This window comes from Brevibacillus sp. HB2.2, from assembly GCF_013284275.1.
Lineage (GTDB): Bacteria > Bacillota > Bacilli > Brevibacillales > Brevibacillaceae > Brevibacillus > Brevibacillus brevis_D.
Genome location: NZ_JABSUV010000008.1, coordinates 41,482 through 60,561, shown reverse-complemented (window position 1 = coordinate 60,561; position 19,080 = coordinate 41,482). Strand labels below are relative to the sequence as shown.

The window sequence follows — 19,080 nt, the reverse complement described above, 5'->3', positions numbered from 1 at the left end:
TGAGAGTCGCAAGTAATAGCAAGAGGTACCGCCAACAATATGGAGGTACCCCGAAGTGGGTTCTATTTGACAAGTTCGTTCTGCGCTTGATAACTCTCGATTACATTTTGATAGCCGGGAAGGTGACCAGCTAGTAAAGCACCAAAACCTTCGACGTCGTTGCGCCAATCCCGTTGTAGCTCACACGCTACACTAAACCAGTTCATAAGCTGCGCGCCAGCATGTGCCATGCGCATTAACGAGGCTTCCGCTACCTGTTTGCTGAAAGTGCCAGAAGCGTCGGTGACGACAAATGCTTCATACCCTGCATGAAGAGCGGAAAGTGCGGGGAAGCTTACGCAGACATCGGTAACCACACCAGCAATGATAAGTTGCTTCTTGCCAGTTGCCTGGATCGCTTTTACAAAATCCTCATTATCCCACGCATTGATCTGTCCTGGACGAGCAATCTTAGGCGCGTCTGGAAAGAGTTCGACGAGTTCCCTGATCAATGGACCGTTTGGACCACTCTCGAAGCTCGTGGTAAGAATGACAGGCAAATTGAAAAATTTCGCGGTCTTTGCTAAAGCCAGAACATTGTTCTTGAATTCATCAACCCCGTAATCACGCACAAGTCCAGAGATAAGGCCCGTTTGATGATCAATCAGAAGAACAGCAGCATCATCTTTAGAAATACGGGAATAGAGATCAGTCATCTAAGAATCCTCCTCAAAAACAAGTAACAACTCTAACATGTCTATTCGAAATGAAACGTTTCATTCACGAATTTGAACAAACTGCTTAAAACGATAGATTTTGTTTTATTCCTGCGCTTCCCTATCATGTTTGACTGGATATAGAAAAATACACTATGATAATCAAGCTGTTACAAATGCTTGCTGTATCAATGTTTGCAGTCGATTCTCTCATTTACTGTGTTACAATAAAATAACGAGGTCGATCAAAGGCGTATATGGCTGTTTTACGCATGGATGATAAGAAGTAGGCCTGACCTTGTGTCAGGTCTTTTCTATTAAAGAGGTTGTCAAAAAGTCGTCTTTATAACAACCCAATTTTAAAAGGAGGGAAAGGGACATGATGCCACAATCGGTTTACATTCACATTCCCTTTTGTACGAATAAATGTTACTACTGTGACTTCAACTCATTTGTGACGAACAATCCGCAGCTCATTTGGGATTACTTAGACGCATTGAAAAGCGAAATGGAGATCACCTTTAGCCAGCAGCCGATCGAGCAGGTGAAAACGATTTTTGTCGGCGGAGGGACGCCTACGTTTCTCGATCATGCCCAAATGCGCGCGTTTTTGGAAATGGTACAAAAGCAATTGGGCAAGTACTGGACGGATGATATCGAGTTCTCGATGGAAGCGAATCCGGGAACGACAGACGTGGAAAAGCTGCGGATCATGCGTGAGCTGGGTGTCAATCGGCTGAGCTTTGGTGTACAGTCCTTTGACGACGCGCTCTTAAAACGACTGGGACGAATCCACGACCAGGAAGCCGTGTACCGCAGTATCGATAATGCGAAAAAAGTAGGCTTCGACAACTTCAGCATAGACCTGATGTTTGGATTGCCGGATCAGACACTCGACATTTTCCGTCAGACATTGGACAAGGCATTTGGGCTAGGTACCACTCATTTCTCCGCGTACAGTCTCAAGGTGGAGGAGAACACGCTGTTCCACACGCTTTACCAAAAGGATCAGCTGCCACTGCCGTCTGAAGAGACGGAGCTTGAGATGTACATGGTATTAATAGAAGAGATGGAGCGGCATGGGTACAAGCAGTATGAAATCAGCAATTTTGCAAAACCGGGCTTTGAGAGCAAACATAATAAAACCTATTGGCTCAATCGTGAATACTATGGGTTGGGTGCAGGTGCCCACGGTTATGTGTGCGGCCACCGACACGTGAATGCTGGCCCACTTGCGATTTACTTGCAGAAGTGCAAGGAAGGGCTGCCGCGTGTAGAACAATTCGAGGTACCGCGCGAGGATGCCATGGAGGAACAAATGATTTTGGGACTTCGTTTGAGAGAAGGAGTTGACCTTTCGGCGTTTGCGTCCCGTTTTGGCGCAACTGTTCATGATGTATTTGGGACAATAATAGAAGAAGAGGTAGCCAAAGGGATGCTGGAAGAAAAGGGCGGCTTTTTGAAGCTGACGAAACAGGGGCTTCCGCTAGGAAATGAGGTATTTGCACGCTTTCTTCGTTAAGGAAAAAGTAAAACTCGCGAAAAATGAGATTTTTTGTCTATAGAACTAGCTCAAGTTCGTTGACAAATCCTTCTACTATTGATACCTTAGTATATAGATTTAGCACTCGATAAGCATGAGTGCTAACAATCCAACAGGAGGCGAGCGACATCCATGTTATCAGACCGTCAACAAATGATTTTAAATGCGATTGTCGATAATTACATTCATTCTGCCGAACCTGTTGGCTCCCGAACCATTTCCAAACGGGACGACATCGGATTCTCTTCGGCAACGATACGCAACGAGATGTCTGACTTGGAGGAGCTGGGATACTTAGAACAGCCCCACACATCGGCAGGACGTGTTCCTTCTACAAAAGGATACCGCTTCTACGTCGATAACCTGATTCAGCCTCATCTTTTGGAGGAAACGGAGTTGGGTAAACTAAAACAGTTGTTTGCCGAACGTATTCTCCACGCAGAACAAGTGGTAGAGTACACTGCCCAAATTCTCTCTCAGTTGACAAACTACACGGCGATTGTCTTGGGACCAGAGATTTTTGAGCATCGGTTAAAACATATTCAAATCGTTCCTCTCAATGCTGAACAGGCTGTCGCGATTGTGGTGACACACACCGGACGAGTGGAGAACAAGCTGATCGATCTTCCAGAAGGCATAGGGGCCGGGGAAATCGAGAAACTCGTCAATCTGTTGAATGCAAAGCTGACCGACGTGCCACTATGGCAGCTTCGGCAACGTCTTTATCAAGAGATTTCAGGTGAAATGCAACGTCACACGGAGCAGTATGAAGAAATTCTTCAGCTCCTCAACAACTCGCTGACACAAGAAGAAGAACGAGTATACTTACGCGGTGCGACCAAGATCATGAACCAGCCGGAATTCCGGGACGTAGATAAAGTCAAGGATATTCTCGAGCTATTAGAGCAGCACGATCAATTAATGAATGTGATCGGCATGCAGGGCGATGGTCTCACGGTGCGCATCGGACAGGAAAACCAGCTAGACGCGATTAAGCAATGCAGTATTATTACCACTTCTTATTCGCTTGGAGGCAAGCCAGTTGGAATGGTGGGGATACTTGGGCCGACGCGAATGGAATACGGCAAGGTCATTACTGTACTCAATCATTTGGCGGAAGGCCTATCGCGCATGCTGACTTCGCAGTTTGAGAAATAAATGGAGTGAATGGCAACACAGTCTATTGACTGGAAAAGCCGCCAGGAGGTAGTGACGTTGAGCGAGGAAAAAGTAACGCAAGACCCGACTCTCGAGGAAGAACAAGTAGCAAAGGATGCAGACCAAGCAGAAGCAACTGAGATGAACTGGGAGCAAGAGGCTGCTCACTGGAAGGCTCAGGCTGAGGATCACCAAAACCGCATGCTGCGTGCCATGGCTGACATGGATAACCTTCGCCGCCGTGTTCGCAAAGAGCAGGAAGATCTGGCTAAGTACGCATCACTGAAAATCGTGGAAGAGCTTCTGCCAGTTCTCGATAACTTCGAGCGAGCACTTGCCGCTGACAAGGAATCCATGACAGTAGAATCCCTTTTGGAGGGTGTCAACATGGTATACCGTCAGATGGTCCAGGTTTTCGATAAAGAAGGCTTGGCTGCAATCGAGGCACAAGGAAAACCATTTGACCCACACATCCACCAGGCGGTTATGCAAACACAAAACCCTGAGTTTGAATCAGGCGTTGTGGTAGCCGAGCTGCAAAAAGGATATATGTTCAAAGACCGCGTCGTTCGTCCGGCGATGGTTCAAGTGAACGAGTAATCTCAAAAAACGAAAATTCACTAGACGTATAGTGTTAGGAGGACATTTTGTATGAGTCGCGTAATCGGAATTGACTTGGGAACAACCAACTCTTGTGTAGCAGTAATGGAAGGCGGCGAGCCAGTCGTTATTGCCAATGCGGAAGGTAACCGCACCACACCATCCGTAGTAGCATTCAAAAACGGCGAGCGCATCGTTGGGGAAGCGGCAAAACGCCAAGCGATCACCAATCCAGACAATACCGTAATCTCCATCAAGCGCCACATGGGTAGCGCCCATAAAGAAACGCTGGAAGGCAACCAGTACACACCTGAGCAAATCTCTGCTATGATCCTGCAAAAGCTGAAAGCAGACGCTGAAGCCTACCTTGGTCAATCTGTGACGCAGGCAGTGATTACGGTTCCAGCTTACTTCAATGACAGCCAACGCCAAGCAACAAAAGATGCTGGGAAAATTGCTGGTTTGGAAGTACTGCGTATCGTGAACGAACCAACCGCAGCTGCACTTGCATACGGTATGGAGAAAACAGAAGATCAAACCGTTCTCGTATTTGACTTGGGCGGCGGTACCTTTGACGTATCCATTCTCGAATTGTCCGATGGCTTCTTCGAAGTAAAAGCAACGTCCGGTGACAACAAACTGGGCGGAGACGACTTCGACGATGTTGTGATGAACTACCTGGTGAGCGAATTCAAAAAAGAGCATGGTATCGACCTGTCCAAGGATCGCATGGCTCAACAACGTTTGAAAGACGCTGCTGAAAAAGCGAAGAAAGACCTCTCCGGCGTATTGACTACGACCATTTCCCTGCCGTTCATTACAGCAGATGCAACAGGTCCAAAGCACTTGGAGATGAACCTGACTCGTGCGAAGTTCGAAGAGCTGTCTGCTGAGCTGGTTGAGCGTACAATGGGCCCAACTCGTCAAGCGCTGAAAGACGCTGGTCTGACTCCAAGCGAACTGGATCGCGTTATTCTGGTTGGTGGTTCTACTCGTATCCCAGCGGTACAAGAAGCCATCAAGAAATTTACAGGAAAAGAACCACATAAAGGTGTGAACCCAGACGAAGTAGTAGCACTGGGCGCGGCTGTTCAAGCGGGCGTACTGACTGGTGACGTGAAGGACGTTGTTCTTCTCGACGTAACTCCACTGTCCCTCGGTATCGAAACATTGGGTGGCGTATTCACCAAGCTGATCGATCGCAACACGACGATCCCAACAAGCAAATCCCAAGTGTTCTCTACAGCTGCGGACAACCAAACATCTGTAGAAATTCACGTTCTCCAAGGGGAGCGTCAAATGGCAGGCGACAACAAATCGCTCGGACGCTTCAACTTGTCCGATATCCCGCCAGCGCCACGCGGCATCCCGCAAATCGAAGTATCCTTCGATATTGACGCGAACGGTATCGTAAACGTACGTGCAAAAGACCTGGGTACAGGGAAAGAGCAACGTATCACGATCACTTCTAACTCTGGTCTGTCCGACGATGATATCGATCGCATGGTAAAAGATGCTGAGTTGAATGCAGAAGCGGACAAACAACGCAAAGAGCAAGTAGAAGTTCGCAACGAAGCAGACCAACTCGTATTCACGACTGAGAAAACACTCAAAGAAGTAGAAGGCAAGATCGACCAAGCTGAAATCGATCGCGCTAACGCTGCGAAAGATAAAGTGAAAGCTGCTTTGGAAGGCAGCAACTTCGAAGAGATCAAGACAGCGAAAGATGAACTGTCCGAGATCATCCAACAAATTTCGGTGAAGCTCTATGAGCAGGCAGCTCAAGCGCAAGCAGCACAAGGCGGCGGCGCTGAAGGTCAAGAGCCGAAGAAAGACAATGTCGTTGATGCTGACTACGAAGTGGTAGACGATAAAAAGTAACACGCTGGAACTGTGAGGGGAGAGATTTCTTCCCTCACTTCCCACGATGTGACCCATGAAAGTCAAAGTCACGGAATGCTGACTTTGACTTTTTTTCAAGTCTGTCACATGCTATGATAACAGTTGACTGTCATGGGAGTGATGTAGGAAATGAAACGTGATTTATACGAGGTTCTGGGCGTAGCCAAGGACGCGGACGCTGATGAAATCAAAAAAGCGTATCGCAAGCTGGCACGTCAGTACCATCCGGATGTAAATAAAGAGGCTGACGCGGAAGAAAAGTTCAAAGAAGTTAAGGATGCGTACGACATCCTGTCCGAGCCACAAAAGCGTGCGCAGTATGACCGTTTTGGTCACCAAGACCCGAATCAGGGCTTCGGTGGCGGAGGCTTTGACGGATCAGGCATGGGCGGCTTCGGAGATATCTTTGACATGTTCTTCGGTGGCAACGGCAGACGTGCGAATCCAAATGCGCCTCGCAAAGGATCTGATCTGCAATTTGGCCTCAGCATTGACTTTATCGACGCGATTTTTGGAAAAGAAACCGACGTGGAAATTCCAAAAGAAGCAGAATGCGATACATGCCTTGGTTCTGGCGCGAAGCCTGGTTCCGGTGTCGATACATGTAAGACTTGTAGTGGTACAGGACAGCAAGAAGTGGTGGCGAACACGCCGTTCGGCCGAATCGTCAACCGCCGTGTTTGCTCGACTTGCGAAGGCAAAGGGAAAGTTGTCAAAGAAAAATGTTCAACTTGCCGTGGAAGTGGACGTGTCAAGGTACGCCGCAAAATTCATCTCAACATCCCAGCAGGTGTGGACGATGGAGCACAATTGCGCGTAACAGGCGAGGGAGAACCGGGCGCAAATGGTGGACCTCCTGGGGATTTGTACGTCGTGTTGCGCGTGAAGAGCCATGAGTTTTTCGAGCGTGAAGGAAATGATATTTACTGTGAGGTTCCGCTTACTTACGCACAGGCAGCACTTGGAGATGAGATCGAAGTGCCGACTGTCGACGGTCGCGTGAAGTTGAAGATCCCGGCAGGTACTCAAACAGAAACATTCTTCCGCTTGCGTGGAAAAGGTGTTCCGCATTTGCGTGGAAACGGCCGCGGTGATCAGCATGTGAAAGTGCGCGTTATTACGCCGACCAAGCTGAGCGATAAACAAAAGGAATTGTTGCGTGAGCTCGCCGAACTGTCTGGGGAAAAGCCAGGACAGCACGGAGGAGAAGACGAAGGCTTTTTCGAAAAAATGAAACGGGCATTCCGCGGCGAGTAATCCGTCGCGGTTTTGTCCGCTTTTTGCCTAAAGTTTCATGTAGCGAAGTCGATTAAATGAAAAGCCCGATTGGGAGCTTATGTGGGGAGTGGTAGATTCGTGAAATGGTCAGAAATCAGTATCCATACTACAGCGGAGGCTACGGAGGCGGTGTCAAGCCTCTTGTATGAATTGGGTGCCAATGGTGTCGTAATTGAAGACCCGGAGGTGCTCTATCGTGAGTGGGATACCCCCTTTGGCGAAATCTACCAGCTTTCTCCTGATGATTTTCCGGCCGAGGGCGTATTCGTTAAAGCATACCTGCCGGTTGACAGCAGCGAGCTGCTAGACGTTGTAGAAGAATTGAAAGAGCAGCTGGCGCAGTTGATCGAGTACGGTTTGGATATCGGCAAGGCATCGATTGCTGTAAACGATGTCCATGAAGATGAATGGGCCCACGCCTGGAAAAAATACTACAAACCGGTTCATGTATCCGATCGCATGACCATCAAGCCAGTATGGGAAGAGTACGTGCCGAAGCATCCAGATGAGATCATTATCGAAATGGACCCAGGTATGGCATTTGGAACAGGTACACATCCAACGACCATTCTTTGTCTGCGTGCACTCGAGAAGTATATGGCAAAAGGCGATCAGGTGTATGATGTTGGGACAGGCACAGCCATTTTGAGTATTGCTGCCATCAAGCTCGGAGCAAAAGATGTGCTGGCGATGGACTTAGATGAAGTAGCTGTGCGCTCTGCACAGGCCAATACCGAACTGAATGGTGTGCATGAGCATATCAACGTGAGACAAAACAACTTGCTCGACGGCATCGAGGAGCAGGTGGAAGTGGTCGTGGCTAACATTTTGGCAGAGGTCATCGTGCGTTTCACCGACGATGTATTCCGCGTGTTGAAGCCAGGTGGAACCTTTATCTCGTCAGGTATTATTGCTGCGCGTGAAGCGGATGTGAAAGCGGCGTTGGCGGCTTCAGGTCTTGAGATCGTGGAAACCATTTTCATCGATGACTGGGTAGCAATTGTAGCAAAAAAACGATAGAATAGTGGGGTTGACGAGATGCAACGATATTTTGTCGAGCCACATTCCTTTACTGAGAATGAGCTAACGATTGTCGGAGACGACGTACACCATATCGTAAATGTAATGCGTGCTCGGGAAGGCGAAGAAATCATCGTTTCTGATGGAGCGGGCAGGTCAGCACGGGCCAAGCTTGTCTATCTTTCTGCCAAGGAAGTACGGGCAGAAGTAATGGAAATGCTTCAAGAAGAGCGAGAACTGCCGATCCGGGTCACAATTGGTCAGGGGCTTCCAAAAGGCGAGAAGCTGGAGTGGATTTTGCAAAAGGGGACGGAACTTGGGGCGTACTCCTTTTTCCCGTTTTCTTCTGAGCGAACCATTGTAAAGCTGGACGCCAAAAAAGAAGCGAAAAAACTGGAGCGTTGGCGCAAAATCGTTAAAGAGGCTGCTGAACAGTCTCATCGTGCTGTTTTGCCAGAGCTTTTATCTCCTGTTTCATTTCGTGAGATACTTGAAGCTGGCCAGTCGTATACGCATTGCGCAATTGCTTATGAAAAAGAGGGCAGTACCACGATTCATCAAGTGTTAGAAGAGATGACTGCAAGTGATTCACTTCTCGTTCTCGTTGGACCGGAGGGAGGCTTCTCTCCTGAGGAAGTGGCCCAAGCAGAGAGCAAAGGGTTCCTGACGGTTTCCCTCGGCCCGCGTATTTTGCGCACGGAAACAGCAAGCCAGTACGTTTTGGCCTGCGCTTCCTATCAGTTTGAACGAAAGGCTTCATCACTTCACAAAGGATGAGCAGGAACGAAACGGTCATGACCGTTTTCGTTGACCGCAAGCGGTCACATCCACTTTTATGAAAAACGGAGAGACGTTTTTCACACAAAAGGAGGAATGGCAATGTCTACCGTTGCTTTTCATACATTGGGCTGCAAAGTAAACAGCTATGAGACAGAGGCCATCTGGCAATTGTTCAAGGCTGACGGCTATGAGAGAGTCGACTTTGAACAAGAAGATGCAGATGTTTACGTGATTAATACTTGTACGGTTACGAATACGGGAGATAAGAAGAGCCGTCAAGTGATTCGTCGTGCGATTCGCCGGAATCCTGAGGCGATCGTTGCCGTAACGGGCTGCTATGCGCAAACCTCTCCAAGTGAGATTGCGCAAATTCCCGGTGTAGATATCGTAGTTGGTACACAAGGACGCGAGAAGCTGATCGAGTACGTGGATCAAATTCGCGCGGAACGCACGCCGATCAATGCCGTAGGCAACATTATGAAAGCTCGCGACTTCGAAGAGCTGGATGTTCCTAACTTCACAGATCGCACACGTGCTTCCCTCAAGATTCAAGAGGGCTGCAACAACTTTTGTACGTTTTGTATTATTCCTTGGGCACGCGGTCTGATGCGTTCCCGCAAACCGGAGAGCGTAGTCGAACAGGCCCAAAAGCTGGTGGAAGCGGGCTACCTGGAAATTGTTTTGACTGGGATTCATACAGGTGGATACGGCGAAGATTTGGAAGACTACAATTTGGCCAAGCTGTTGATTGACCTTCATCAGGTGGAAGGCCTCAAGCGCATCCGCATCAGTTCGATCGAGGCAAGCCAAATCACCGATGAAGTGATCGAGGTTATCAACAACTCCGATCGTGTCGTACGCCATCTGCATGTACCGCTGCAAGCGGGCGATGACGAAGTGTTGAAGCGCATGCGCCGCAAGTATACGACTGCTGAGTTTTACGAAAGAATGGTCAAAGTACGCGAAGCATTGCCAGGAGCAGCGATTACGACAGACGTCATCGTAGGCTTCCCGGGTGAGACAGAAGAGCAATTCTGGAACGGATACGAGTTTATGAAGAAAATCGGTTTCGCCGAGATGCACGTATTCCCGTACTCCATGCGTACAGGTACACCAGCAGCGCGTATGACGGATCAAATTCCTGAAGAGGAAAAGAACGAGCGCGTTGCGAAGCTTCTGGAGCTCAATCAGGAACTGACCTTGGCATACTCCAAGAAATTCGTAGGGGATGTACTGGAAGTCATTCCAGAGCGTCCGTTTAAAGAAGCACCTGATAGCGGTCTTCTGATGGGCTATTCGGACAACTACCTGAACGTCGTCTTCCCTGGCGATGAGAGCATGATCGGCAAGATTTGCAAGGTCAGACTGGATGAACCGGGCTCGGAATACTGCAAAGGGACTTTTGTTCGTGTAGTGGAAACAGAGGCGCTGCCTTACCTGAAGGAGCGAGCTATATGAGGGAGATATCGGCTGGGGGCGTTGTATACCAGAAGCAAGACGCAGAGTACATGCTCCTATTGATTGAAGACCGCTATGGCAAGGTAACACTCGCAAAAGGGAAGCAGGAGATGGGCGAGACCATCGAAGAAACGGCTCTGCGCGAAGTTTTGGAAGAAACAGGCGTAGCCGGACGATTGGGATCCAAGCTCGACATGATCACCTATGTGTATACACATCCAGTGACGGGCGAATCCATCGACAAAGAAGTCCATTATTATTTGGTGGAAGCTTACAACACGGAGATCACCGTGCAGCTAGAGGAAATCAATGATGTCCATTGGCATTCTGCAAAGGAAGCCTGGGATTTGCAACTGCAACGGGGATACCGTAACAATGACAGCATTTTTCGCCTTGCATTCGAACAATTAGGGATAGAGGTGTAGTTCTATGAACATGAACAAATATATCGACCACACGCTGTTGAAGCCTGATGCTACACAAGAGATGATTGACAAGCTGTGCCAAGAAGCAAGAGAGCATGACTTCATGTCTGTATGTGTAAACCCTTATTGGGTAAAACGCTCTGCTGAACTCTTGGCAGGTTCTGATGTAAAAGTGTGCACGGTTATCGGTTTCCCTCTGGGAGCGAGCACAATCGAATCCAAAGCAGCCGAAACCCGCGATGCGATTGCAAACGGAGCGACTGAGGTAGATATGGTACTGAACGTAGGTGCCCTGAAATCCGGCGACCTGGAAACTGTCAAAAAAGACATCGCTGCTGTAAAGCAAGCGGCTGGCGATATTCTCTTGAAAGTGATTCTGGAAACCTGCCTCTTGACCGAAGAAGAAAAAGTAGTTGCGTGCAAGCTCTCCGTAGAGGCTGGTGCTGATTACGTAAAAACCTCCACAGGATTTTCAACAGGTGGAGCAACGGTTGAAGATATCGCCCTGATGCGTAAAACCGTAGGACCAAATGTAGGCGTAAAAGCGTCTGGTGGCGTTCGTGACGGTGAAACAGCGGTTGCGATGATCGAAGCAGGCGCGAGCCGTATCGGTACGAGCTCCGGTGTTTCCATTGTAACAGGAGCAAAAACAACAGGCAGCGGATACTAATATCAAAGAAAAGCCTGGCCGAGGTAAGGCCGGGCTTTTTCCGTCCTGCATGCTGAAGTTCCTATAGAGAGAGGATAGGGAGCGGGGAGGAGATTAGCAAAATGAAATTTGTTAAAGGAATCGTCATCCTGTTGGCTTTTTATGGGGTAGGCGTAGCTGCGAGCAAATGGCTGCATATTCCCCTGCCCGGGAACCTGGTGGGAATGCTGCTATTAACACTGGGACTGTGTATGGGATGGATACGAATGGATTGGGTGGAACAAGCGGGTACATTTTTAATTAGACACATGTTGCTCTTTTTCGTACCGATCATTGTCGGAGTTGCTTCCTATTTAAACGTATTCACACAAAACCCATTGCCAATCATACTATCGATGGTTCTCGGTCCATTACTAGTCATGCTTGTGACTGGCGTGGTTGTGCAATGGTATATGAAGCATCATAAACAAAAATCAGAATCGTCCTTGCCGCAAGAGGGGAGGACTTTGGATGCTTAGTCCATTTTTTGCTATTTTAGTATCGATAGCAGGGTACAAAGGCGCAACCATGATCAACGCTCGATTCCAACGATTGCAGCCTCTTTTGGTGGCTGTGATCTTGGTCTGGACCATGTGGTGGGCATTTAGCGGTGATTGGGAGGCATTTGCTGCCGGAGGATCGTGGATTTCCTTTTGGCTCGGTCCTGCAACGGTGGCACTCGCTATTCCGCTGGCGAAACAGATCAAGGAATTTGCTCATATTTGGCGCGGTGTGTTGCTTGGTGTATGTGCAGGCTGTGCAGTTGCGATCTTCGTCGTTATGGCGGTTCATTGGTGTCTAGGCTCAGATGAGCTTGTATACAAAAGCATGCTCAGCAAATCCGTGACCACCCCCATTGCGTTGGAGCTGAGTCGTTCCATAGGTGGGGAGCCTGCACTTGCAGCCTTTTTTACCGCGCTAACAGGGATGGTCGGTGTCATGATTGCCCGTCCTGTTCTCAAATGGGGAAAAATCACTGATGATTGGGCAATCGGGATCGCTATCGGTACGAGTGCACACGCCATTGGTACGGCTAGCTTGAACCGCGTTTCCCCTGTTCAAACGGCAGCCTCAAGTGTCGCAATGATCGTGGCAGGCGTCATTACTTCCATCTACTTGATACCATTTTCTTTCTAAAGGTGAGGTCAGTAGGACGACGCTTATCAGGGATCAGCCATTGAATAAACCGGGCTATTTGCGGCACGAATGGTAGCGCAACTAGAGAGCAGACGAGATTGAAGATCGTCTGTGAATGGGCGATTTGCATAGAAGGACTATCCGTTAAAAAGGCGCTGACGAGGGCAAGCTGGGAAAGAAACGGTAAAAAAACAATCGCGCCTGCGACGTTGAAGAGCGTATGGCACCATGCGACCTGCTTGGATGCTGTATTTGTGCCAATCGCAGCGATGACAGCAGTAAAGCAGGTTCCGACGTTCGCGCCCAATACGATGGCGAGTGCCGTTTCCATCGAAAGAATTTGATGACTGAGAAGGCCCATCGTGATCACCGTTGTAGCGGAACCGCTATGAATGAGCGCGGTGAAAATGACCCCGGTAATCAAACCGATCCAGATGGAATGGCTGCTCTCCAGAAAAAGCGAACGAAACGTCTCAGACTGCTCCAAAGGCTTCGCCATGACTTTCAATGTATCGATGCCGAGGAAGATCAGTCCGAAGCCGGCGACGACAAGACCAATGCAACGAATGTTTCGGCGCGGCATCAGCCAAAGGGCCACTCCGATGAGAAGCATGGGGATGGCAAAAGACTCGAGCTTGAGCGCAACCAGCTCCGTTGTCACGGTCGTGCCCAGATTGGTACCTAAAATGATGCCAACAGTTTGTGTGAACTGGATGATACCTGCGTTCGTCAGCCCAATCGTCAGGACGGTTACCGCACTGGAGCTTTGCAAGACAAAAGTAGCGAAAAGACCAATCCAGAAGCTATGGAGTGGGGTACGAGTAAAGCGCCCCATCCATTCTTCCATTTTTTTGCCGGCGAGGTTTTGAAAGCCGGAGCGCATGGCATACATACCGAAAAGAAAAAACGTGAGCCCAAAGGTAAAAGGGGCGAGGATGGAGACTATCACAAGATACGTTCCTCCCTGTCCATTTTTAGCAAGTTACTATAACGCTATGCCTGTACTAGGGCAAGCATGACAAAGAGGAGGAATGGCTGCATGGCACGTGTGCTATTGAATCAACATCGGAAAAAGCGGCTAGAAGTAGGACATCCGTGGATTTTTCAATCAGAGGTATTAGAAATTCAAGGGGATGTAGAACCAGGTGAAATCGTCGAGGTCACCAATCACAAAGGACATTTCTTGGCAAAGGGCTACATCAACCCAGCTTCACAAATGATCGTGCGCATTTTGAGCTACGACCAAAAGGAAGAGATCGACTACGACTTTTTCTTGCGGAAAATCAAGGAAGCGGCAGAATTCCGGACGAGATTTGTGGACAACCCACGGGCTTGCCGTGTGATTTACGGGGAAGCTGACTTTTTGCCTGGACTCATCGTCGATCGCTACGAGGATACATTGGTTGTCCAAGTCCTCTCATTGGGGATGGAGAAGCGCATCGATTGGATTCGGGATGCACTGGTAGAGGTATTTGCACCGACCGGTATTTATTTGCGCAATGATGTACCTGTCCGTGAACTGGAAGGGCTCACACAGGGTAAAGAGGTCCTGTACGGAGAGTGTCCGCGTGAAGTATTGATCGAAGAAAACGGATTGAAATACTATGTGGATATCGTAGAGGGGCAAAAGACGGGCTTTTTCTATGATCAGCGGGAAAATCGCGCCTCCATCGCGCCATTGATGAAAGGCTGGGGCGAAAAGCACGGCATTTCCCTGACGAGCATAGAAGTAGACGGCGAGACAAAGCAGGTGCCTGTAGACAAGCGGGGGAAAGTGGTCAAAAATCCGTTTTGGGATGGCGCTGAGGTATTGGAATGCTTTACACATACGGGTTCCTTTACCCTGAACGCATGCAAGCACGGTGCGAAAAAAGTGACAGCCCTCGATATTTCCGAGCACGCTATCGAAACAGCGAAGCGAAACATTACACTCAATGGCTTCTTGCATCGTGTTGATTTTGTGGTGGCGAATGCGTTTGATTACTTGCGTGAAAATGTAGAGGCAGGCAAGAGCTGGGATGTAGTCATTCTTGACCCGCCAGCATTCGCGAAATCGCGTGGAGCTGTGAAAGGCGCTTGCCGCGGTTACAAAGACATTAACTTAAACGGAATGAAGCTCGTTCGTCAGGGCGGCTTTCTCGTTACCGCGTCTTGCTCGTACCATATGTCTCCTGAGCTGTTCCTGCAAACGATTCAAGAGGCAGCAGTCGATGCGAAAAAGATATTGCGCCTGATTGAATGGCGAGGAGCGGGCAAGGATCACCCGCAAATCAGTGGGGCTGATGAGGCTCATTACTTGAAATTTGCCATCTTTGAAGTAAGAGATCGTCGATAGAGAAAAAGAAAAACAGCGTCCGCATTAAAACGGCGCTGTTCAGACTGATGAGAACCCCCCTTTTAGGGGATTTCTTTTTGATATTGTTCCAGACGAAGTGCTGAAAAAAGGATAGCCTTCACCTAACTTGTTTTCGCTAGGTGTAGTGCTATCCTTTTCATGTTTTTTTACTGTTGCTGTCATCAATACCTGCTCTTGGACATGTTCACGTCCGCGTAACCTACAATAGCGAAACCCATGCTGTTCTTTAGCATCCGCACATTTGATGTACAAAATTTGGAATTACATGAAATTTAATGATATTATTTAAGGCGTTGATTGAATAAAAATTTATAAAAATGGGAGTGGATTTTTTTATGGATGATAAAAATAGCTTAATTCAACGCGATTTGTCAGGGGGAATTGGTCTCTTTGGTGCAGCAGCTAATCCTTCAGGACAAGTCATTAACGTAAAAGATTATCCCAAAGAAGAAGGAGAAACAACTGATTCTCCTGCCATAAAAAGAGCTTTAGCGGACGCAGATATTCAGAAATGCCCTGTATTTTTTCCAGCAGGTACATATATAATTGACCAAACAATACTTATTCCCGAATATGTAAGCATTTATGGAGTTGGATATCATTCAAAAATACTGGCAAGTAAGAATGGTATCAAGCCCGACCCGGACGAAGGTACGAAATATCTAAAGCCAGACAAAGATGGAAATTATCCAATGATCAAATTTAGTATAAAAAATACAAAAGATATAAAAAATATCTCCGGCAACCGTTATGGGGTCATGTCACAATTATTCGTAGACGGTGCTGGAGTCGCTAAAGTCGGGGTAGATCTGGCCTATGTTACGGTAGAAAGAACTTTTATGGCCATCGAGATAGAAAATGTGAACGGCCCGGCAATTCGTTTGGATGCTTCACAAAATAATACGTTTATTTCGGTGAATATCGAGAAATGCAGGAAAGGTATAGAATTATTAAACGGAGCTGGCAACAATGCATTTTACCGTTGTGAAATAAATGAGTCGACTGAGGTAGGTATAGAAATAGGGGCCAATAAAAATCTTTACGGTTATAAAAATAACGCCTATAGTGATACTCCAGAAGGAAATGACTTCCAAAAGTGTATTGTTGAAAGAGGTTCAGCTCGCTATGGTATTAAAATTATCAACGGGAAAAGAAATACATTTTGGAATTGTGACGTTACAACAGGTGATGTTGCTAAAGTGTACATTGAGGATAAAACAACTGTAGAAAATGAAGTGGTCAGATCTTCCTCTTTGAATAGTTTTTACAGGTGTCAATTTGTCGGTAGCAAGGAGAAGGCCATTCTTGCATTTGATTCAAGAGCATTTCGAACTGTAATTGAAGACTGCATATTCGAGGGCTTCATTCCCGGCTCAGAAATTATCCATGTGTATAATGAAACGCATATCAGGAATAATCACTTTGCCAAAGATTTCGGAGATCCAGACCACAAGATTGTTAACAAAGCGGGCTCTAACAACTATAATGTAATCTTTCAGCCTATCGTTAATAGGGGATCAACTAAATTGAGACCAAAGTATCACCATATGGGGGCAGGAGTTTACTATTTTGATACGGATATGGGAAAACCCTTATTTCTGAAAGATTCACAGGGAGCTCCAGTATGGGTAGATGGAACCGGCGCTGAAAAGTAGTTTATAATATCCATGGAGTGGGCTGAAAAATTTAACCCTCTAGAATGGGCATCTAAGGCGTTTTAAGAGGGTGGGGGCCCCCTAAAATGGAACGAAAAGTCCCCTTTTTTTCTAAAGGGGACTTTCTCGACACTCTGAACAGCGTCCGCATTAAAACGGCGCTGTTTTTCTTTTCGGCTTTTAGTCTGATTTAAGAAGTTGGTTTTTCAAAAATCAATTCGAAGTATTTGGCGATACCATCTCCCCCGATGCTTGGAGCAAAGATTTGCACCAAACGCCAGCCTTCCTTGGCGTGCTCGTGGACAACGGTCTGATAATCTTCTTTTGGTTGGCGTCGAAAAGAGGACAGCTCAACTCGGACGAATTTGTATTCAAACATGTTCTTTCCCCCCGCTTGTATCGTCTCTCTTTTTATACGCGCGACGAGCGGAAAGAGTTGCACAAAGAATGTGAATCATTTCGAATGAAGAAATAAGTGCTCATGACAATTGCTTGTCATTTTTTACACGCCTGACGAGATCGAGTGCCTCCTTGAACCCCAGCTCCTTGCCTAAAAAGACTTGTCCTTCGGCGGGGGTAGAAGCGCGGGCCTGGCTTAAGTTCTGAAGCTCGTGGGTCAATAGATGCTCGACCAGATATAGCTGTACCTGACCAATTTCCCGTTCGCTTTTCCGATCACGCTCCTTGAATTTAGCCCGCTGTTGACTTTCCTCCACATACTTGTCAATATCATCCTCCAAAAAATGCGAGGCATTGCAGATGATATGGCGGTAGTCATCCGTCTTAGAGGGAATGGTACGGATGGTGTGACCGAGATGGGCGAGGAGAAATTTGTTCAAGACGATTGGGTCACGGGTGTAGTTGTTATGCAGCAGGGAATATTCCCCCAAAAAAGAACCGCTGTCCTTATCATAGCTGTGCAATAAAGTGTAAGAAGAGCAGTACGTGCAGTACAGTAAATAATCTCTCATGGAAATCCCTCCAAAAAATAGCTCCATGACAGGAATTTTATTTATATCGTATGAGAAAAAACGTGAGCAGGTGATACTTGCTTCTCTTGTTTTTGGCGTTTGGTTTGTGTATGCTAAATGACGGGCTCGGCCCGGTAAATAGAGCAGATGTTGGGCTTTTGCATAGCATAGGAGAGAGTAGAAACTGGGTAGACTCTCCGGGTATCGTACGGAGGGGAAAGGAGCATGACACAGATGGGAAATCAAAAGATTCGACTGGGCATTATTTATGGAGGAAAATCCTCAGAGCATGAAGTTTCATTGCGTACGGCAATGTCCATTATGCAGGCTGTAGATGCAAATAAATATGAGGTAACCCCTGTGTACGTTCAATTGGATGGCTCTTGGGTGACTGGAGAAACACTGGCAGGTCAACTGCCGGATAAGATCGAAGCGTTGCGTTTATCGGCAAAAACACCAGTTAGTAACGAGGCAACAGAGACAGGGCAAGAGCTGGCAGTAACAAGCAAGTCAGGATCGCTGTTTGCCATGAATGAGCAAATGGATGTTGTTTTCCCTGTGGTTCACGGACCATTTGGCGAAGATGGGACGATTCAAGGACTGCTGGAATTGGCGAATATCCCGTACGTGGGAACCGGAGTAATGGCTTCCGCTGTCGGAATGGATAAATGGATGATGAAGACCGTCTTTGCACAGGCTGGACTACCGCAAGTGAAATATGTAGGCTTGCTGCGCTCTCAATGGGAAAAAGGCCAGGACGATGTCATGGATCGGATCGAGCGTGAACTCGGCTATCCGTGTTTCGTCAAACCAGCGAATATGGGCTCCAGCGTAGGGATTAACAAAGCGAAAAATCGTGAGGAACTCAAGCACGCATTAGATGTAGCTGCCAAATTCGACCGCAGATTGATCGTGGAAGAGTTCGTTCAGGTTCGTGAGTTGGAGATTGGCGTTTTGGGGAATGAAGAACTGATGACATCTGTCGTTGGGGAAGTCATTGCCGCTAAAGAATTTTACGATTATGAAGCCAAGTACAAGGGGGCGGGAACAGAGCTCTCCATTCCTGCCATCGTTCCCGAGCATGTATCCGAACAAATCGCGGAAATAGCCAAGCAGGCATTCCAAGCACTCGATGGCTCTGGCCTTTCCCGTGTAGACTTTTTCTGGGATGAAAAAAACGACAAACTCTATATCAACGAAGTGAATACGATGCCAGGCTTTACGCCGTTTAGCATGTATCCAATGCTCTTTCAAGCTGCGGGTGTGGGCTACAGCGAGCTGATCGATCGTCTGGTACAACTCGCTATCGAGCGACATGCGGATAAAGGTCGCAACGTCGTAGATGCGGAAGAGTTGGAGTAATCATGAGAAAAAAGATGCTGATGAATCGGCATCTTTTTTTTGTGTGTGGATG

19 protein-coding genes and 1 pseudogene are annotated in these 19,080 nt (G+C 47.6%); 15 read left to right on the top strand and 5 right to left on the bottom strand.

The window, feature by feature from the left end:
* Positions 1 to 62: 62 nt before the first annotated feature.
* Entirely contained in the window at positions 63 to 695 is a 633-nt protein-coding gene (ycaC, locus tag HP401_RS07590; RefSeq protein ID WP_173604614.1) for an isochorismate family cysteine hydrolase YcaC, read from the bottom strand.
* Positions 696 to 1,074: 379 nt separating this feature from the next.
* On the opposite strand from ycaC, the gene hemW reads away from it, so the two are divergent.
* The 12 genes from hemW (at position 1,075) to HP401_RS07530 (ending at position 12,684) form a co-directional block, all read left to right on the top strand.
* Positions 1,075 to 2,217: a radical SAM family heme chaperone HemW gene (gene hemW / locus HP401_RS07585; protein ID WP_173604613.1), complete on the top strand. Its 1,143-nt coding sequence runs from the start codon at positions 1,075 to 1,077 to the stop codon at positions 2,215 to 2,217.
* A gap of 153 nt (positions 2,218 to 2,370) precedes the next feature.
* Positions 2,371 to 3,396: a heat-inducible transcriptional repressor HrcA gene (gene hrcA / locus HP401_RS07580; RefSeq protein WP_012685738.1), complete on the top strand. Its 1,026-nt coding sequence runs from the start codon at positions 2,371 to 2,373 to the stop codon at positions 3,394 to 3,396.
* Positions 3,397 to 3,405: 9 nt separating this feature from the next.
* Positions 3,406 to 3,996 carry a nucleotide exchange factor GrpE gene (gene grpE, locus HP401_RS07575; protein ID WP_173604612.1) on the top strand — a complete coding sequence of 197 codons (591 nt, stop codon included), beginning with the start codon at positions 3,406 to 3,408 and terminating at the stop codon, positions 3,994 to 3,996.
* Positions 3,997 to 4,047: 51 nt separating this feature from the next.
* Positions 4,048 to 5,877: a molecular chaperone DnaK gene (gene dnaK / locus HP401_RS07570; protein ID WP_012685740.1), complete on the top strand. Its 1,830-nt coding sequence runs from the start codon at positions 4,048 to 4,050 to the stop codon at positions 5,875 to 5,877.
* A gap of 150 nt (positions 5,878 to 6,027) precedes the next feature.
* Positions 6,028 to 7,155: a molecular chaperone DnaJ gene (gene dnaJ / locus HP401_RS07565; RefSeq protein WP_012685741.1), complete on the top strand. Its 1,128-nt coding sequence runs from the start codon at positions 6,028 to 6,030 to the stop codon at positions 7,153 to 7,155.
* Between the two features lie 99 nt (positions 7,156 to 7,254).
* The gene (gene prmA / locus HP401_RS07560; protein WP_064202878.1) at positions 7,255 to 8,196 is read left to right on the top strand and encodes a 50S ribosomal protein L11 methyltransferase; all 942 of its coding nucleotides are present in this window, start codon (positions 7,255 to 7,257) and stop codon (positions 8,194 to 8,196) included.
* A gap of 18 nt (positions 8,197 to 8,214) precedes the next feature.
* On the top strand, positions 8,215 to 8,973 hold the full coding sequence (locus HP401_RS07555; RefSeq protein ID WP_173604611.1) for a 16S rRNA (uracil(1498)-N(3))-methyltransferase: 759 nt from the start codon (positions 8,215 to 8,217) through the stop codon (positions 8,971 to 8,973).
* 102 nt (positions 8,974 to 9,075) lie between these two features.
* Complete coding sequence (mtaB, locus tag HP401_RS07550) at positions 9,076 to 10,434, top strand: tRNA (N(6)-L-threonylcarbamoyladenosine(37)-C(2))-methylthiotransferase MtaB (protein WP_012685744.1); 1,359 nt, start codon at positions 9,076 to 9,078, stop codon at positions 10,432 to 10,434.
* Entirely contained in the window at positions 10,431 to 10,859 is a 429-nt protein-coding gene (locus HP401_RS07545; protein WP_064202879.1) for an NUDIX hydrolase, read from the top strand. The genes mtaB and HP401_RS07545 overlap by 4 nt, the downstream gene beginning before the upstream one ends.
* A 4-nt stretch (positions 10,860 to 10,863) precedes the next feature.
* The gene (gene deoC, locus HP401_RS07540; protein WP_012685746.1) at positions 10,864 to 11,529 is read left to right on the top strand and encodes a deoxyribose-phosphate aldolase; all 666 of its coding nucleotides are present in this window, start codon (positions 10,864 to 10,866) and stop codon (positions 11,527 to 11,529) included.
* A gap of 101 nt (positions 11,530 to 11,630) precedes the next feature.
* A complete protein-coding gene (locus tag HP401_RS07535) occupies positions 11,631 to 12,026 on the top strand; it encodes a CidA/LrgA family protein (RefSeq protein ID WP_012685747.1) in 396 nt (131 codons plus the stop codon).
* Positions 12,019 to 12,684: an LrgB family protein gene (locus HP401_RS07530; protein WP_173604610.1), complete on the top strand. Its 666-nt coding sequence runs from the start codon at positions 12,019 to 12,021 to the stop codon at positions 12,682 to 12,684. Before HP401_RS07535 ends, HP401_RS07530 begins: the two co-directional genes overlap by 8 nt.
* Here the strand turns inward: HP401_RS07530 and HP401_RS07525 are convergent.
* The gene (locus HP401_RS07525; RefSeq protein ID WP_012685749.1) at positions 12,650 to 13,633 is read right to left on the bottom strand and encodes a Na/Pi cotransporter family protein; all 984 of its coding nucleotides are present in this window, start codon (positions 13,631 to 13,633) and stop codon (positions 12,650 to 12,652) included. The genes HP401_RS07530 and HP401_RS07525 overlap by 35 nt on opposite strands.
* 90 nt (positions 13,634 to 13,723) lie before the next feature.
* On the opposite strand from HP401_RS07525, the gene HP401_RS07520 reads away from it, so the two are divergent.
* Positions 13,724 to 15,019: a class I SAM-dependent rRNA methyltransferase gene (locus tag HP401_RS07520; RefSeq protein WP_173604609.1), complete on the top strand. Its 1,296-nt coding sequence runs from the start codon at positions 13,724 to 13,726 to the stop codon at positions 15,017 to 15,019.
* Positions 15,020 to 15,141: 122 nt separating this feature from the next.
* Here the strand turns inward: HP401_RS07520 and HP401_RS07515 are convergent.
* Positions 15,142 to 15,280: pseudogene (locus tag HP401_RS07515) on the bottom strand (transposase); the annotation flags it as partial.
* 95 nt (positions 15,281 to 15,375) lie between these two features.
* Here HP401_RS07515 and HP401_RS07510 point away from each other — a divergent pair.
* Complete coding sequence (locus HP401_RS07510) at positions 15,376 to 16,695, top strand: right-handed parallel beta-helix repeat-containing protein (RefSeq protein WP_173604608.1); 1,320 nt, start codon at positions 15,376 to 15,378, stop codon at positions 16,693 to 16,695.
* A 190-nt stretch (positions 16,696 to 16,885) separates the two neighbouring features.
* Here HP401_RS07510 and HP401_RS07505 read toward each other — a convergent pair whose 3' ends face one another.
* Together HP401_RS07505 and HP401_RS07500 are read right to left on the bottom strand one after the other, a co-directional pair.
* Positions 16,886 to 17,074 (bottom strand): DUF4177 domain-containing protein, encoded by a 189-nt coding sequence (locus tag HP401_RS07505; RefSeq protein WP_016742618.1) that lies wholly within the window; start codon positions 17,072 to 17,074, stop codon positions 16,886 to 16,888.
* A gap of 100 nt (positions 17,075 to 17,174) precedes the next feature.
* Entirely contained in the window at positions 17,175 to 17,666 is a 492-nt protein-coding gene (locus HP401_RS07500) for a hypothetical protein (protein ID WP_012685752.1), read from the bottom strand.
* 234 nt (positions 17,667 to 17,900) lie between these two features.
* Between HP401_RS07500 and HP401_RS07495 the strand changes: the two genes are divergently transcribed.
* Positions 17,901 to 19,028, top strand: a complete 1,128-nt coding sequence (locus HP401_RS07495; protein ID WP_012685754.1) for a D-alanine--D-alanine ligase — start codon at positions 17,901 to 17,903, stop codon at positions 19,026 to 19,028.
* Positions 19,029 to 19,080 lie beyond the last annotated feature (52 nt).

Coding starts and splice junctions, on each gene's coding strand:
- ycaC (WP_173604614.1), bottom strand. CDS start 695: ATGACTGATCTCTATTCCCGTATTTCTAAAGATGATGCTGCTGTTCTT.
- hemW (WP_173604613.1), top strand. CDS start 1,075: ATGATGCCACAATCGGTTTACATTCACATTCCCTTTTGTACGAATAAA.
- hrcA (WP_012685738.1), top strand. CDS start 2,371: ATGTTATCAGACCGTCAACAAATGATTTTAAATGCGATTGTCGATAAT.
- grpE (WP_173604612.1), top strand. CDS start 3,406: ATGGCAACACAGTCTATTGACTGGAAAAGCCGCCAGGAGGTAGTGACG.
- dnaK (WP_012685740.1), top strand. CDS start 4,048: ATGAGTCGCGTAATCGGAATTGACTTGGGAACAACCAACTCTTGTGTA.
- dnaJ (WP_012685741.1), top strand. CDS start 6,028: ATGAAACGTGATTTATACGAGGTTCTGGGCGTAGCCAAGGACGCGGAC.
- HP401_RS07555 (WP_173604611.1), top strand. CDS start 8,215: ATGCAACGATATTTTGTCGAGCCACATTCCTTTACTGAGAATGAGCTA.
- mtaB (WP_012685744.1), top strand. CDS start 9,076: ATGTCTACCGTTGCTTTTCATACATTGGGCTGCAAAGTAAACAGCTAT.
- HP401_RS07545 (WP_064202879.1), top strand. CDS start 10,431: ATGAGGGAGATATCGGCTGGGGGCGTTGTATACCAGAAGCAAGACGCA.
- deoC (WP_012685746.1), top strand. CDS start 10,864: ATGAACATGAACAAATATATCGACCACACGCTGTTGAAGCCTGATGCT.
- HP401_RS07535 (WP_012685747.1), top strand. CDS start 11,631: ATGAAATTTGTTAAAGGAATCGTCATCCTGTTGGCTTTTTATGGGGTA.
- HP401_RS07530 (WP_173604610.1), top strand. CDS start 12,019: ATGCTTAGTCCATTTTTTGCTATTTTAGTATCGATAGCAGGGTACAAA.
- HP401_RS07520 (WP_173604609.1), top strand. CDS start 13,724: ATGGCACGTGTGCTATTGAATCAACATCGGAAAAAGCGGCTAGAAGTA.
- HP401_RS07510 (WP_173604608.1), top strand. CDS start 15,376: ATGGATGATAAAAATAGCTTAATTCAACGCGATTTGTCAGGGGGAATT.
- HP401_RS07505 (WP_016742618.1), bottom strand. CDS start 17,074: ATGTTTGAATACAAATTCGTCCGAGTTGAGCTGTCCTCTTTTCGACGC.
- HP401_RS07500 (WP_012685752.1), bottom strand. CDS start 17,666: ATGAGAGATTATTTACTGTACTGCACGTACTGCTCTTCTTACACTTTA.
- HP401_RS07495 (WP_012685754.1), top strand. CDS start 17,901: ATGGGAAATCAAAAGATTCGACTGGGCATTATTTATGGAGGAAAATCC.